Here is a 14,728-nt window from a genome sequence, read left to right as displayed (position 1 = left end):
ATCGCGTCCCCGTTCACACCGTGCCCACCGGCGTCACCGGAGAGCCCACGGCGCCCGGCAGCCGCAGCGGCGGCGCCGTCAGCAGGAAGCGGTTGCGCCCGTTGGCACGCAGCCATTGCGCCAGCGGCGTCAGGTACCAGAGCTCGCCGAACGGCATGCCCAGCTTGAACAGGCACAGCTCATGCAGCGGCAGGAAGGCGCAGGGGCCCGCCTGCGGGCGCGCGGGGATGGCTTCCACGCCGTAGTTGTCGGCCACGATGGCAGCTATGCCGCTGTCGATGATCCACTGGTGCAGTTCCGGGTCGCGCCCGTCGAGCGCCGCGCCGAAGCGCTCGGCCATGTCCGGCTCGGGCTGGCGGTTGCGTCCCAGCAGCAGCTGCGCAAAGCCCGTATGCAGGCAAAGGATGTCGCCCGGCTCCACCGTCACGCCGTCGTCGCGCATGATCTGCGCCAGTTGCCGGTAGCCGACGCGGACATGGCCGTCGCCCAGGTGCGCGTGCAGGTCCACCATCACCGCGCGGCCCTGCACGCCATGCTCGGCAATCTTCTCGATGCCAAGCGCCAGCGCCCGCGACTGGCCGTCCAGCGCCGGATCATCGTCCGGTCCCTGCACGTCGACGCCGGCGCGGAAACCGTTGTAGTAGACCATCTCGCTGACGCCATCGCCGTCGGCATCGAAATGCCCGCCCACGTGCGCCAGCGCATCCCATTGGGTCGAGTACTGCAGGTACATGTGCACGTAGTCGTCGCACACCACGTCGGTAAGGTCCGCGTTCTCGCGCGCCAGCGCGAAGTTCATGCCCAGCCCCAGCGCGCGCGGCGTCGGCCTGATCACGGGCGGGTGGCGGCGCGGGTTCAGCGCATTGCCGCCGGGGAAGTCCAGCGGCAGGCTCAGGCAGAAGCGCAGCCCTTCCCTGACCTCGGCCGCGCCCTGCCTGACCTTCTCCGGCGTAATCAGGTTGAGGCGGCCGAGCTGGTCATCGGGCCCGAAATCGCCCCAGTTGGACTGTTCCGGGCGCTGCTGCCAGCGCGCCGAGCGCTCGCTCGCGGCGCCTTCCACCGGCCGGGCATGGGGGGCGTGCACGTACTTGTACGGGGTCATGTGGTCTCCTCTGGAATGGTGGTCATGGGCGCGCCATGCGGCGCTGCCGGATGCAGGCCCTGGTCTCTGTTTTTTATTCCAGCGGAACGTCGATTACACTACAAGCACTTTTCCTACAATTGATTACATTGTGATCACCACCAGCAAACAGGCGGCTAAAGGGCCGCAGGAACCCGGGGTGGCAGGCACGCAAAGCCTGTCACGCGCGCTGACGTTGCTCAAGTGCATCGGCGCCGCCCATGAACGCGGCATTGAACTGGCGGAGTTGCTTGCAGCCACCGGACTGGACCGCAGCACGGCATTCCGCCTGGTGTCGGGGCTGGTGCATGCCGGATTTGTCGAACGTGAGGCGGACACCAAAAAGTACCGTCTCGGCATCGAATCCATGCAACTGGGCCTGACCGCGATGAGCCGCGCGCCGGTGCTGGTCAGTTGCCGTCCGATGCTGCAGTCGCTGGCGCGCCAGACCGAGGACACCGTGTTCCTGGTCATCCGCAACGGCGACTACGGGCACTGCCTGCATATGGAAGAGGGCAGCTACCCGATCAAGGCTCATACGCTGATGGTCGGCAGCCTGCGCCTGCTGGGCATCGGCACTGCCGGCCTGGCCTTGCTGGCCAGGCTGGCGGATGCGGAAATCGAAGCGCTGTATCGGCGCCACCGCGACGAGTACGACGCGGCAGGACTGACGCGGCTGCGCCTGCTCGAACTGGTGGAACGCACGCGCCGCCAGGGCTATTCCGAAAGCGAGAACCTGGTGACCGCGGGCGCCGGCGGGGTTGGCGCCGCGTTCGAGATCAGCCAGGGGCACTACGCTGCGCTGAGCGTGGCCTCGGTGGTGTCCCGCATGAACAAGACCCGCCGAACCTGGGTGGCCGGCCTGGTGCTGGAAGAAGTCCGTAAGGCCGAAGCGCAATTGCGCGCGGCACTGCGGTAAGGCCGTCCCTGGCGCCGGTCCTGGCCTGAAACTGCCGGGATAAAGCGGGCTAGCAGGCCCGCGGGCGCATTTTCAGGCGTCATCGATTTCTGGGTTGATGCGGAACGACGGCGCTTCCCAAGCCCGCGCAGACGGCACAGACAGTTTACTTCGCATGCGAAATGTATATACTTCGCATGCGAACGTTTCGTGCTGGCGTTCCCCCATTTGGCGCACCTGCGCAGGGCGCTTCCCAACAATCTTACGAGGCAACGCAATGACCGCTGGAATTGAAGTAGAACTTGCAGGTGGCGTACTGGCCGTGACGATGTCGCGACTGGACAAGAAGAACGCCCTTACCAACGAGATGTATGGCGCTCTGGCGGACGCGATCGAACGGGCAAATACCGATGGCGAGGTTCGGGTACTGTTGATCCAGGCCGATGGCGACACCTTCACGGCCGGCAACGATGTGATGGAATTCGCGGCGCAGGCAACGGGCAACGGCCCCAAGGAACGCCACGTCGTTCGCTTTCTGCGAGGCCTGGCGAACGCTACCGTCCCGATCGTCGCCGCAGTCCAGGGCAAGGCCGTCGGAGTGGGAACGACGATGCTGCTCCATTGTGACTATGTCATTCTGTCCGAAGAGGCGCAATTGATCACCCCCTTCGTGAACCTGGCCCTGGTTCCGGAAGCCGCCTCAAGCCTTCTGCTTCCCTTGCGGATTGGACATGCCAGGGCGTTCGAGATGTTCGCTCTCGGTGAGCCGGTTCCCGCAGATCTCGCCGTGACATGGGGCATCGCGAACAAATTGGCTCCCGCCGGGGAACTGCGCGCTGAAGCCCGCCGTGTCGCCGAGAAAATTGCCACCAAGCCGCTCGGATCGCTGACAGCGATGAAGCGACTGATGCGAGACGCGGAGAAGCTGGTGGCTCAGATGGATTGCGAAAGCACCACGTTCGTGGAGCGACTCGCAAGTGCCGAAGCGAAGGAAGCCTTCATGGCATTTGCCCAGAAGCGCCAGCCGGACTTCACGAAGATCGCTCGTCAATAGGAACGGTACGCACAGTCGAGCACTGCAGGGCGCCGTCGGTGCCCTCGGTTCCCATCTCGGCGCTAAGCCGAGTCATCGTCATTGGCGGGGAACTTCTCCTGCAGGCTTGTCAGCCAGCGCGCTACCACGTCGATCTCGGACGCCGTAAAACCCTCCGTGATGCGGGCATTCAACTCGGTGAGACCTGATTTCGACCGCTTGAGTGCGGCGCGTCCGTCTGCCGTCAGCCATAGCCGCGTCGCACGTCGGTCGAACTCGTCCGCACGGCGTTCGATGAGGCCAGCCCGTTCGGCCCGGTCCACCAGGCCGCTCATTCCCGGCGCCTTGAGATCAAGCGCTGCCGCCGCTTCATTCGTGAGGGCCCCGTCGTTCTTTCCCAGAAAGAACAGCAGGCCAGCCTGCGCTGCGGTAACGCCACCAGCGACCGTCCGCGCCTGCGACCACCGATGCAGGCGCCGTTGGCCCACATTCAGCAGGTAGACAAGCCGATGCTCCATTTTTCGCCTCTGGATCTACTGCGCTCAAGCAAATGGGAACGCAGAAAAACTTTTTTGTTCGCGTGCGAATATTAGCATCGGCAACGCCGTGACAGGCGAGGTATCTGGAGTTGGCGCCGGGCGTATCCGGCACCGCATCAGCCGGCGGCGATAACTGCGCCAGGATCGCCAGGCGGCAGGCCTTAAATCCACTGGTCGTTCACAACAGTGCGTTCGCTTGTTGCACCGTCACCGGTGTTCACTACACCGCGCGGCTCGATCAGCAGCAGTTTCACTTCGTCATGCGCTGAGGGCTTGTGCTCGACGCCTTTCGGCACGACGGCCATCTGACCGGCACGCAGCACTATCGAGCCGTCGCCCGATGGTCCATCGCGAAAATCGATTCGCAATTCGCCGTCGAGCACGATGAAGGTCTCGTCAGTATCACTGTGATTGTGCCAAACGAATTCGCCCTTGACCTTAACGACCTTGAACTGATAATCGTTCATCTCCGCGACTACGCGGGGCTGCCAGTGGCCGTCGATCAGTGCAATCTTGCCAGCCAGGTCGATAGCCTCGCATTGGCCGCGCGTTGCGGGCACAGTGCTGGAATTTCTTGATGCAGACATCGTTTTCTCCGTTCGGGTGTGGACGCACGGTCAAGAATACGCAGCCGCCAGGGGGCCGTATTGAACGATCGTGGGTGAGCGTTCAGTCGCGGGACACGTCGCCCACGATCTGGAGCCAGCGTCCCGGCGTGAAGCCGAAGGTCTTCAGGAAATGACGCGTCATGTGACTCTGATCGGCGAAGCCCGCGTCTGCCGCCGCGCTCGCGAGCGAGATGCCAGAAAGCAGCATGCGCCGCACGGCATCGAGGCGCCGCATTGTCAAATAGCGATATGGACTTGTTCCGTAGAAGGTGCGGAAATCGTGCGAGAGGCTCCAGCGGTCCCGGCCTGTCGCGATTTCCACTTCTTTGAGCGTGACCACTCTCGTGAAATTCGCATGCAGATAGTCGCGCGCCCGGCGTGCCGCGAGATAATCGCCGTTCCCTCGCGCACGCGGCATGCCCGCGGCGGCAGCAAGCGCATGCGCAAGCTCGGCTAGCGCATCGCTTTGTTCGAGCGGCTCGAGCGTATCGCCGACGCGTTGCAGCAAGGTTTCCGTGGCCGCGGCGATACGCGGATTGGTTGTCACACCGCCCTCGAGGAACGGCAGCGCGCCGCCGCCCAGCACGTCCTGAAAGAGCGCAGGCGCCACGTAAATCATGCGGTAGCGGAACCCCTCGCCCGTACCCGCCTGGCCATCGTGCGCTTCGTCGGGATGCAGCACGATGGTATTACCCGGCAGGCTGTCGCGCCGGCTGCGCCGATAGCTGAAACTCTGCACCCCCGCGAGCGTGCGGCCGATCGCGTACGTATCGTGGCGATGCATGGCATACGCTTTGCCCTGAAACCAGGCCTCGATGCGCTCGATGCCTTCTATTGGCTGGGCGCGCATCACCCAGTCCGGGCGCGCGGGTGCTGCCTTGTGGAGCATGACGAGTCGCAAACGGGAATGTCGATTCAATATATTGCCACATGAGCGCGTCTCGCGAAGCTGTGCGTCAGCGTCAAAGTGGTCCCGTCGCGCTTCTCTTTGGCAACGTCAATGTCCGCTTTCTGGGCGCTCGACGGACGTACATATCATTGCTGCCACGGTCCGCGATGGGTCGCAAGGACCCGATCCATGAATTGCCAATCAGATCCAGACGCCGGCTGCTAGCCGTTTATCCGGTAACCTTCCGCAGGCATTCCAGGAACCACTGCGCCAGCGCCGGCACCGGCCGCTGCGGATTGAACAGGATGTGGCTCTCGAAAGCGATGACCGGCTCGAACGGAATCGCCTTGACACCCGCCGGCTTCAGGCTGCGCACCACCAGCGGGTTGACCACGCTGACCCCCAGCCCCATGCCCACCATCGTGCAGATGGTGGCCGCGTAAGGCGTCTCCAGCGTCAGCACGCGCCGGTCATCCGGCACGAACGCGGCATCTACCGTGGTGCGGGTGCCGTCGCCATGCGTCAGCGAGATAAAGCGCTCGCCATCGAGGTCGCTGGCGTGGATGCGGCGCTTGCGCGCCAGCCGGTGTGTCGCCGGCACGATGCACACGCCGTCCTCGCGGCGCAGCAACTTGCTGCGGGTGCCGGTGGTATCGGCCATGTACGACACCAGCCCGATATCGCAGAAGCGCGCCGCGGTCCATTTGGCGACCGTGGGCGAATCGTTCGTATGCACGGCGATCGGCACGTCCGGATAGCGCTCGCGGAAGGCCAGGATGGCCTGCGGCATCACGCTCATCGCGATCGACGGCACGGTGCCGATGCGCAGAGTGCCGACGCCCGACTCACGGATCGAACGGGCCGATGCGCGCAGGCTGTCGAGACCGACGAAGGATCGCTCCACATCTAAAAACAAGGCCTCGGCTTCGTCGGTCGGTGTGAGCCGGTTGCCGACGCGTTCGAACAGCCTGAAGCCCGCCTCGCGCTCTAGTTGCCCGATCACGCGGCTGATGTTGGGCTGCGAGGTATGGAGCTGGGCGGCGGCTTCGGTCATCGAGCGCGTCAGCATGACTGCGCGGAACGCTTCGATCTGCTTGTAGTTCATGGCTGGGGGCGGTCGGGGTCGGCGGGGTCCCACGCAGCATATCAAATCCGCATAGCTCCGATCAAAATGCTGATTTGACGATATATCCAGCGGATTTCCATACTTGCTCCATCGTTTCGGAGATCACCCAGCATGGAATCCAAAGTCAGCCGACGCCTGACCCAGCCCACCGCCGCCGAGGTATGCGAGCACATCTACCTGCCGCGCCTGATGCGCGAATTCGGCAGCGGCTTTCGCTACCTGACCGATATCAACCAGGCCCACCTGCTGATGCTGCATGGCACCGGGCTGGTACCGGTTGACGTGGCCGCGGTGCTGGCGCAGTCATTGCTGCGCATCGAAGCCGAAGGCCCCGCTGCCGTGCAACTGGATCCGGCGCGTGAAGACGCCTACTTCAACTATGAAGCGCACCTGATGCAGATGGCCGGCGCCGACGCTGGCGGCAGGCTGCATGTCGCGCGCAGCCGCAACGACATCCTGGCCACGCATGACCGGCTGCGTGCGCGCGACCTGGCGCTCGATATCCTGGAAGCGATGCTGGCGGTGCGCACCGTGGCGCTGGAGCAGGCCGACGCCCATGCCGCGGTGGTGATGCCGGGCTATACGCACCTGCAGGCCGCTCAGCCGATTACTTATGGCTATTACCTCGCCGGCTTTGCCGAGTCGCTCGGCCGCGATATCGCGCGCATGGAGCAGGCGCTGGCGCATCTCGATGCCTGCCCGTTGGGCGCTGGCGCACTGGCCGGCACCGCTTTCGCGATCGACCGCGCGGCCACGGCACGCTGGCTGGGGTTTTCCACCCATGCGCCGAATTCGCTCGACGCCGTGGCATCGCGCGACTTTGCCTGGGAGATGCTGGCGGCGATCACCATCGGCGCGGTGAGCTGGGGCCGATTGGCGCAGGACCTGTATGTCTGGGCCACGCCCGAGTTCGGCCTGATCGACTTCCCGGACAGCGTCGCGGGCACCTCCAGCATCATGCCGCAGAAGAAGAACCCGGTCGTGCTGGAATACCTGAAGGGCAAGGGCGGCCACATGCTCGGCCTGCTGACCGGCGCGCTGGCGGCGCTCAAGGGCAGCCATTTCACGCACTCTGGCGACGGCAACCGCGAGAGCATGCGCGGCTTCTGGGAGGCCGGCGACGAATGCCTGCGCTGCCTGTCGCTGCTGCGGCTGGTGATCGCCAACGCCACGCCGCAACGTGCCGGCATGCTGGCGCGCGCGCGCCGCGATTTCTCCACCGCCACCGACCTGGCCGATGCGCTGGTGCGCGAGGCCGGCATGTCGTTCCGCCAGGCGCATCACATCGTCGGCGCCGTGGTGCGCGACGCGCTCGACCAGCACTTGCCCGCCGACGAGATCAGCGCCGACATGGTCGATGCCGCCGCGATGCGCGTCGCGGGCCGCGCGGCCGGGCTGGATGCCGCCGCGGTCGCCCGCTGCCTCGATCCCGAACAAGGCGTCGCCGCGCGCATGGCCGCCGGTGGACCCGCGCCGGTACTGGTGCGCGACAACGTCACCGCCCAGCGCGCCGCCACGCACCACGCGCGCGAACACCTCGACGCCACCCGGTCCCGCCTCGACGCCGCGCGCGCGGCGCTGAAGCGCTCGGTCAACCACCTCGCATCCCAAAGCTGAGCCGCGCCGCACATCGCAGCCGGCATTGCCCTTATCCTTGTCCCGCGGAGACCTTGCCCCCATGAAATCCATTGCACATGCCCTGGCTGCCACATGTCTGACGCTGGCGACGAGCCTCGCCATGGCCGGCCCCTACCCCGACAAACCCATCCGCATGGTGGTGCCCTTCCCGCCCGGCGGCACCACCGACCTGCTCGGCCGCGTACTGGCCACCCGCTTGTCCGAAACCCTTGGCCAGCAGGTGGTGGTGGACAACCGGCCCGGCGCAGGCGGCACCATCGGCTCCGACGCCGTGGCCAAGGCGCCGGCCGACGGCTACACGCTGATGTTCGGCACGGTGGGGACGCAGTCGATCAACGCCACCCTCTACAAGAAGCTGCCGTTCGATCCGCAGAAGGATTTCTCGCCGGTGGCATTGTTCGCCGGCGTGCCCAACATCCTGGTGGTCAATCCCAACGTGCCGGCGAAGAACGTGCGCGAGCTGGTCAGCTATGCCAGGGCCAATCCCGGCAAGCTCAATATGGGCTCGGCCGGCAACGGCACCACCAACCACCTGTCGGGCGAGCTGTTCAAGTCAATGGCGGGGGTCGAAATCGTGCACGTGCCGTACAAGGGCAGCGGCCCGGCGATGGCCGACCTGCTTGCCAACCAGGTGCAACTGATGTTCGACAACCTGCCGGGCTCGCTGCCGCATGTGAAGGCCGGCCGGCTGCGCGCACTGGCCGTGACCAGCGCCACGCGCTCGCCGGCACTGCCTGACGTGCCGACCATGGCCGAAGCGGGCATTGCGGGCTACGAGGCGGATGTCTGGTTCGGCGTGGTCGGTCCGCGCGGATTGCCGCCTGAGGTATCCAGCCGCTTGTCGCAGGAAATCACGCGCATCGCGCAGGACAAGGCGATGCGCGACAAGCTGGTGCAGGCCGGGGCCGCGCCGCTGACTTCGACGCCGGAGCAGTTCTCGGTGCTGATCCGACGCGATACGGACAAGTGGGCGAAGCTGGTGCGGGAGTCGGGGGCCAGTATTGACTGAGGGGGTGTGGGGGCGCGCTGTGGCGGCGCTGGGCGGCAGTCCCGCGCGCAGCCCAGGCATCCGCAAAAACCCTGTTGCAAGCTGGGCGCCCAATTTCAATCTGAATCGCTTTCCCCCGGCCTGATGTCCGACGCCAGTTCCTGTGTCAATGTTTCGACGCTTGGCAGACTTTCCTGCAACTCAGCCGGAAGTTCGGCAACGAATTGGTACTGGGCCACGCCGATAGGTTTGCCCATGCCGCGCAATGCATATTCGACCACCAGCCGATTGTGCTCCTGGCACAGCAGAAGACCAATGGTTGGATGGTCGTCGTCGGTTCTCATTTGCGCATCGACTGCCGATAGATAGAAGCTGATTTGACCAGCATACTCAGGCCTAAAAGCGCCCGTCTTCAGCTCAATGACGATATAGCAGCGTAGCTTGAGATGATAGAACAGCAGATCTAGATAGAAATCATCGCCTCCAACTTCGAGGTGAACTTGCCTGCCGACATAAGCGAAGCCGGCTCCCAGTTCGAGAAGGAAGCGAGTTATATGATCGACGAGGGCCGCTTCCAGGTCTCGTTCGCTCGCGTCGGCACGCAAACTCAAAAAATCGAAAACGTAAGGGTCCTTGAGCGTGGCGCGCGCCAGGTCCGATTGCAGGGAAGGCAACTGAGCAGCGAAGTTATTCGGTGCTTGCGCGGCACGGTCGATCAGCTTCGTCTCAATCTGCGCGAGCAGTACTGCCCGGGACCAGCCATGTGTTAGCGCCTGCCATGCATACCATTCACGCTGCTCGACCGACTTTAGTTTCTGCAACAGCACTTGGTTGTGTCCCCAGGGCAATTGTCCAACAAGCTGTTGGACAATTGCCCCATCCGGCCACGCCTCGGCAAAGGACCGCATCGCCATCAGGTTGGAGCGCGACAGCCCGCTCATGTCGGGGAACGCCTTTCGCAGATCTTGCGCCAGCCGTTCGATGACTTTGGCGCCCCACCCTTGCCTCGCCTGCCGCTCGAGAATCTCATTTCCGATCTCCCAGTAAAGGGCAATCAAGGCGTGATTGACGGCACTCGCCGCACGTTGCTGTGCGCGTCCGATACGAGACTTGAGCGAGGCTAGCCAATCGACGTAGTCGGGAGGCAGAGGTAACGAAGCCATGACGGGGCTATAAGGAAGCTGATCGAGCAGTATAGGGCACGTGCCCACAAGGCGCGGAAAGTAAGACAGTTTCGCTTCGGGCTGGCAGGTTGGCCCTTTGATACGTTCAGATTCCTGTCACGGCGGGCGACTCGCCCAACCCCTCAAACCACCCCCTCCACCCGCAACCGCTCCAACTCTTCCCCCCCAATCCCCACCTCCCCATAAACCTCCGCATTGTGCTCCCCCACCCCCGGCCCGGTCCGCGGTAACACCGGCGCATAACCCGAAAACCGCGGCACCACACAAGGCGCCGGCACCGTCCCCAGGTCCGCATCGGGTAGCCGCACGATGGCCTGGCGCGCCACCATCTGCGGGTCGTCGACGATATCGGCAATGCTGAACACCTTGCTGAAGGGCACCTGGCACTGCTCCAGCCGGGCCGCCACGGTGGCATAGGGCTGCGCGGCGAACCACTCCGCAATGCTGCCGTCCAGCGCTTCGATGTTGCGCACGCGCCCGGCGTTGGTGGCGTACTCGGGTGCCTGCGCCAGTTGCGGCGCATCCATGGCTTCGGCCAGCCGGCGGAAGGTGGCGTCGGACGAGGCCACCACCGTGACCCAGGTATCGTCCGCGGTGCGGTACATGTTGGACGGCGCGGCGTAGGTGGTGCGGTTGCCGGCGCGCTGGCGTACCTGGCCGAGCTGTTCGTACTCGATGGCGAGCGGGTCCAGCAGGCGGAACAACGCCTCGGTAGCGGCGAGGTCGATCTCGCGGCCGGGCTGGCCTGGTTTGGCGCGCTGCTCCGCCACCGCGGTGGCGATGGCGAAGGCGCCGAACAGGCCGGCGATCATGTCTCCGACGGGGTAGTTCATATGCATGGGTCCGCTCTGCGCCGTGCCGGCCAGGTTGGTGAAGCCGCTGCGGGCTTCGAAGATGCGGGCGAATCCCGGCCGCGCGGCATCGGGCCCGGTCTGGCCGAAGCCGGTCAGGCGCAGCACGATCAGCTTCGGATTGGCCGCGTGGAGCGTGTCGAGATCCAGCCCCCAGCGCGCCAGCGTGCCGGTGCGGAAGTTCTCCACCAGCACGTCGAAGCGCGGCAGCAGGCGCAGGAAGATCTCGCGGCCGCGCGGCGTGCGCACGTCGAGCGAGATGCCGCGCTTGCCGCGGTTGGTCACTTTCCAGTACAGGGCGTGGTCGGCGGTGACCGGCTCCAGGCCGCGCAGCGGATCGCTGCCGTCGGGCAGTTCCAGCTTGACCACTTCGGCGCCCATGTCGGCGCACAGCGTGGCGGAGAACGGCGCCGCCACCACGGTGGCCATGTCGAGGATGCGCAATCCGGCCAGCGGGCCGGCGCCGGGTGATTCGGCCGATACAGGCGATGCGGGGTGGGCGTGTTGGTCTGGCATACGGGTCTCCGGCGAGCAGGGTTGTCCGCTGCAAGGTGGCAGGCGGCCCGGCTGCGCGCAAGTACGGTTTCGCTCTGCGGAACGGTCGTGCTACAACGTTGACGCCCCCTTTTACGGATCCCAGCATGGAACCCAAGCAACCACCGCACAGCATGGACCGCAACCCGGAACTCCTGCCCCTGCCAGGCCTGGCCAGCGAGGACGCGCTGGCCACCGACCGCCAGTTCGCCACCAACCTGGCGCGCGGGCTGGAGGTGCTGCGCGCGTTCACGCCGTCCAGCCCGGTGCTGGGCAACCAGGACATCGTGGCGCGCACCGGGCTGCCCAAGGCGACGGTGTCGCGGCTGACCTACACGCTGGGGCTGCTCGGCTTCCTGAGCCGCGTGCCCGGCAACCAGAAGTACCGGCTGGGGGCCGGCGTGCTGGCGCTGGCCTACCCGATGCTGGCCGGGCTGGCGATCCGCCAGGTGGCCCGGCCCTACATGGAGGCGATCGCGCGGGAAACCGGCTGCACGGTGAACCTGGGCATGCGCGAGCGGTTGTCGGTGGTGTACGTCGACAGTTGCCGGCTGGACCCCGGCAACCTCTACCAGCCGGACATCGGCAGCACGCGCCCGCTGCTGGCCAGCGCGATCGGCCGCGCGGTGCTGCTGGCGTGCAGCGCGGACGAGCGCACGGCGCTGCTGAACCGGCTGCGCGTGGACGATCCGGAGCGCTTCAATGTTGAACGCCAGATGTGGGCGGACGACCAGAAACACTTCCGCGCGCACGGCTATTGCCTGAGCCGCGGCGAGTGGCGGCCAGAAATCCACGCGATCGCGGCACCGTTGCGCCAGTCGCTGCACGAAGATCCGTTCGCGCTGAACTGCACCATCGCCGCATCGCGCAACCGCGACAACGTGCTGGAGCGCGAGGTGGCGCCCAGGCTGCGCGAAGCGGTGCGGCAGATCGAACTGAGCTGCGCGCGCTGATGACAGCGCGGCGGCGCAGCCTGCCGGCGATGGCGTCGGCAGGGCCATGGCCAGCGGCCCGCAAGAGGCCTGCATGAGACCGACCTTGCGCCCGGCAACGCTCCGGCGCAGGCAACCAAGGAGACAAGATGGATGCCTACCAACCCCTGCGCCGGCTCGCTGCCGGCATGCTGGCCTGCGCCGCGCTGACGCCCGCGGCTGCGCTGGCGGGCGCCGGCGACGCGGCGCGCTTCCCCGACCGCCCGGTGCGGATCATCGTGCCGTTCTCGGCGGGCGGCGTGGTCGACTCGGTCACCCGCATCACCGCCGAGAACATGGCCAAGGTGCTGCAGCAGCCGGTCATCGTCGAAAACAAGACCGGCGCCGGCGGCGCCATCGGCGCGGATCTGGTCGCGCGCTCGCCTGCCGACGGCTATACGCTGCTGGCGGTCAGCCCCAGCTACGTGATCGGGCCGCTGCTCAACCCGTCGATCCAGGGCAAGAGCGGCAAGGACTTCCGCGCGGTGGCGGGCATCGGTGCCGTACCCAACGTGATCGTGGTGCCGGCGGCGTCGCCGCTGCGCACGCTGCCTGAATTGCTCGACGCCGCGCGCAGCAAGCCCGGCACGCTGACCTACGCCAGCGCGGGCGTCGGCACCTCGAACCATCTGTCGGGCGAACTGCTGGCGCAGATGACGCAGGTGAAGCTGACCCACGTGCCCTACAAGGGCCAGCCCGAGGCCATGAGCGACCTGCTGGGCGGGCGCGTGTCGATGATGGCGCTGACCTCGGCCATTGCCCGTCAGCAGGTGCAGAGCGGCAAGCTGCGCGCGCTGGCGGTGACTACGGCAAAGCGCTCGGCCGTGATGCCCGACGTGCCCACCGTGGCCGAGGCCGCGCGCCTGCCCGGCTATGAAGTGGGCGGCTGGTTCGGCCTGGTCGCGCCGCAGGGCACGCCGGACGCGGTGGTGCGCAAGCTGGCCGACGCCGCCGTGCGCGCCACCGCCGACCCGGCCACGGGGCGCCGCCTGGCCGAACTCGGCATGGAACTGGCGCCGCAACCCGCCGCCGCGTTCCAGCAATTCCTGGATACCGAAACCAAAAAATGGACCGGCGTGCTGAAGACCGCCGGCATCACGGCACAGTAAGCGCCGCGCACGCCCCGACCTCGTTCAAACCACCACCGGAACCCTTCCATGATCCGCGACTCCGCCCGCCAGCAAGCGCTGCTTGCCGAACTCCGCCGCTTCGTGCTGGAAACCTGCATTCCGCTCGAAGCGCAGATCGACCGCACCGATGTCATCCCCGAGCCCGTGGTCGAACAGATGCGCCGCCTCGGCCTGTTCGGCCACAGCATTCCGGAAGCCTATGGCGGCGCCGGGCTGACCACCGAAGAGCTGGCGCAGGTGAACATCGAAGTGTCGCAGGCGGCCACGGTGTTCCGCGCCCGCTTCGGCGGCAATACCGGCATCGCGTCCGAGTCGCTGGTGGCGGACGGTACCGAAGCGCAGCGCCAGCGCTACCTGCCGCTGCTGGCTTCCGGCAAGGTCACCGGCTGCTTCGCGCTGACCGAGCCGGAGGCCGGCTCCGATGCCACCGCGCTGCAGACCACGGCCAGGCAGGACGGCGACCACTACGTGCTGAACGGCAGCAAGTGCTTTATCACCAATGCGCCGATTGCCGACCTGTTCACCGTGTTCGCCCGCACCGATCCCGATACACCGGGCGCCCATGGCATCAGCGCCTTCCTGATAGAGCGCGGCACGCCGGGCCTGAGCACCAGCGAGCCGGAGCGCAAGATGGGCCAGCACGGCTCGCCGGTGGGCGATGTCTACCTGAAGGACTGCCGCGTGCCGGCCAGCGCCATCGTCGGCGGCAAACCCAATGTCGGCTTCAAGACGGCGATGAAGGCGCTGAACAAGCAGCGCATCAACCTGGCGGGACTGTGCGTGGGCCCGGCCATCCGGCTGGTCGACGAGATGGTCCGCTACGCGGCGCAGCGCCGGCAGTTCGGCAAGCCGATTGCCGACTACCAGCTGGTGCAGCAGATGATTGCCGACAGCAACACGGAACTGCACGCGGCCCGCGCGCTGGTGCTCGACACCGCGCGCAAGCGCGATGCCGGCGAGGACGTGACCATGGAAGCGTCGATGTGCAAGCTGTTCGCCTCCGAGATGGCCGGCCGCGTGGCGGACCGCGCGGTGCAGGTGTTCGGCGGCAGCGGGTATATGGCCCGCACCGTGGCGGAGCGCTTCTATCGCGATGTGCGGCTGTTCAGGCTGTATGAAGGCACCACGCAGATCCACCAGCTGAATATCGCCCGCCGCACGCTGGAAGCGCGCGGCACGGCGCTGGAGGGTGCCGGCGCGGGCTGATAGCCACAGCCTT

General features: G+C 66.2%; 14 protein-coding genes. 7 read left to right on the top strand and 7 right to left on the bottom strand.

Annotated features, from left to right (window positions below; genetic code table 11):
• Positions 1-13 precede the first annotated feature (13 nt).
• Positions 14-1,102, bottom strand: coding sequence for a cyclase family protein (locus CBM2594_RS16680; RefSeq protein ID WP_116357949.1), 1,089 nt, complete (start codon positions 1,100-1,102; stop codon positions 14-16).
• Between the two features lie 178 nt (positions 1,103-1,280).
• Here CBM2594_RS16680 and CBM2594_RS16675 point away from each other — a divergent pair, with 178 nt between their 5' ends.
• Positions 1,281-2,039 (top strand): IclR family transcriptional regulator, encoded by a 759-nt coding sequence (locus CBM2594_RS16675; protein ID WP_232346644.1) that lies wholly within the window; start codon positions 1,281-1,283, stop codon positions 2,037-2,039.
• A 256-nt stretch (positions 2,040-2,295) separates the two neighbouring features.
• Positions 2,296-3,072, top strand: coding sequence for an enoyl-CoA hydratase (locus tag CBM2594_RS16670; protein WP_116357947.1), 777 nt, complete (start codon positions 2,296-2,298; stop codon positions 3,070-3,072).
• A 62-nt stretch (positions 3,073-3,134) separates the two neighbouring features.
• On the opposite strand, the gene CBM2594_RS16665 is transcribed toward CBM2594_RS16670, so the two are convergent.
• The 4 genes from CBM2594_RS16665 to CBM2594_RS16650 all read right to left on the bottom strand — a co-directional run bounded on the left by CBM2594_RS16665 (position 3,135) and on the right by CBM2594_RS16650 (position 6,192).
• Positions 3,135-3,569, bottom strand: coding sequence for a MarR family winged helix-turn-helix transcriptional regulator (locus tag CBM2594_RS16665; RefSeq protein ID WP_116357946.1), 435 nt, complete (start codon positions 3,567-3,569; stop codon positions 3,135-3,137).
• Positions 3,570-3,751: 182 nt separating this feature from the next.
• Complete coding sequence (locus CBM2594_RS16660) at positions 3,752-4,177, bottom strand: cupin domain-containing protein (RefSeq protein ID WP_116357945.1); 426 nt, start codon at positions 4,175-4,177, stop codon at positions 3,752-3,754.
• Between the two features lie 82 nt (positions 4,178-4,259).
• Positions 4,260-5,087: an AraC family transcriptional regulator gene (locus CBM2594_RS16655; protein ID WP_116357944.1), complete on the bottom strand. Its 828-nt coding sequence runs from the start codon at positions 5,085-5,087 to the stop codon at positions 4,260-4,262.
• Between the two features lie 229 nt (positions 5,088-5,316).
• Positions 5,317-6,192, bottom strand: coding sequence for a LysR family transcriptional regulator (locus CBM2594_RS16650; RefSeq protein ID WP_116357943.1), 876 nt, complete (start codon positions 6,190-6,192; stop codon positions 5,317-5,319).
• 132 nt (positions 6,193-6,324) lie between these two features.
• Between CBM2594_RS16650 and argH the strand changes: the two genes are divergently transcribed.
• Both argH and CBM2594_RS16640 read left to right on the top strand, forming a co-directional pair.
• Complete coding sequence (argH, locus tag CBM2594_RS16645) at positions 6,325-7,830, top strand: argininosuccinate lyase (protein ID WP_116357942.1); 1,506 nt, start codon at positions 6,325-6,327, stop codon at positions 7,828-7,830.
• Positions 7,831-7,891: 61 nt separating this feature from the next.
• Positions 7,892-8,860 carry a tripartite tricarboxylate transporter substrate-binding protein gene (locus CBM2594_RS16640; protein WP_116357941.1) on the top strand — a complete coding sequence of 323 codons (969 nt, stop codon included), beginning with the start codon at positions 7,892-7,894 and terminating at the stop codon, positions 8,858-8,860.
• A gap of 95 nt (positions 8,861-8,955) precedes the next feature.
• On the opposite strand, the gene CBM2594_RS16635 is transcribed toward CBM2594_RS16640, so the two are convergent.
• A complete protein-coding gene (locus tag CBM2594_RS16635) occupies positions 8,956-10,002 on the bottom strand; it encodes a PDDEXK nuclease domain-containing protein (protein ID WP_116357940.1) in 1,047 nt (348 codons plus the stop codon).
• Between the two features lie 143 nt (positions 10,003-10,145).
• Entirely contained in the window at positions 10,146-11,390 is a 1,245-nt protein-coding gene (locus tag CBM2594_RS16630) for a CaiB/BaiF CoA transferase family protein (protein WP_116357939.1), read from the bottom strand.
• A 125-nt stretch (positions 11,391-11,515) separates the two neighbouring features.
• On the opposite strand from CBM2594_RS16630, the gene CBM2594_RS16625 reads away from it, so the two are divergent.
• The 3 genes from CBM2594_RS16625 (at position 11,516) to CBM2594_RS16615 (ending at position 14,715) form a co-directional block, all read left to right on the top strand.
• Entirely contained in the window at positions 11,516-12,361 is an 846-nt protein-coding gene (locus tag CBM2594_RS16625; RefSeq protein WP_373457593.1) for an IclR family transcriptional regulator, read from the top strand.
• Between the two features lie 128 nt (positions 12,362-12,489).
• A complete protein-coding gene (locus tag CBM2594_RS16620) occupies positions 12,490-13,488 on the top strand; it encodes a tripartite tricarboxylate transporter substrate binding protein (RefSeq protein ID WP_116357937.1) in 999 nt (332 codons plus the stop codon).
• Between the two features lie 48 nt (positions 13,489-13,536).
• Positions 13,537-14,715, top strand: a complete 1,179-nt coding sequence (locus tag CBM2594_RS16615) for an acyl-CoA dehydrogenase family protein (RefSeq protein ID WP_116357936.1) — start codon at positions 13,537-13,539, stop codon at positions 14,713-14,715.
• The last annotated feature ends 13 nt before the right edge of the window (positions 14,716-14,728 follow it).

The organism is Cupriavidus taiwanensis (assembly GCF_900249755.1).
GTDB classification, from domain to species: Bacteria; Pseudomonadota; Gammaproteobacteria; order Burkholderiales; family Burkholderiaceae; genus Cupriavidus; species Cupriavidus taiwanensis_D.
Note: the sequence above shows the minus strand (reverse complement) of the source record. Positions and strands in the feature narration are given on the sequence as shown.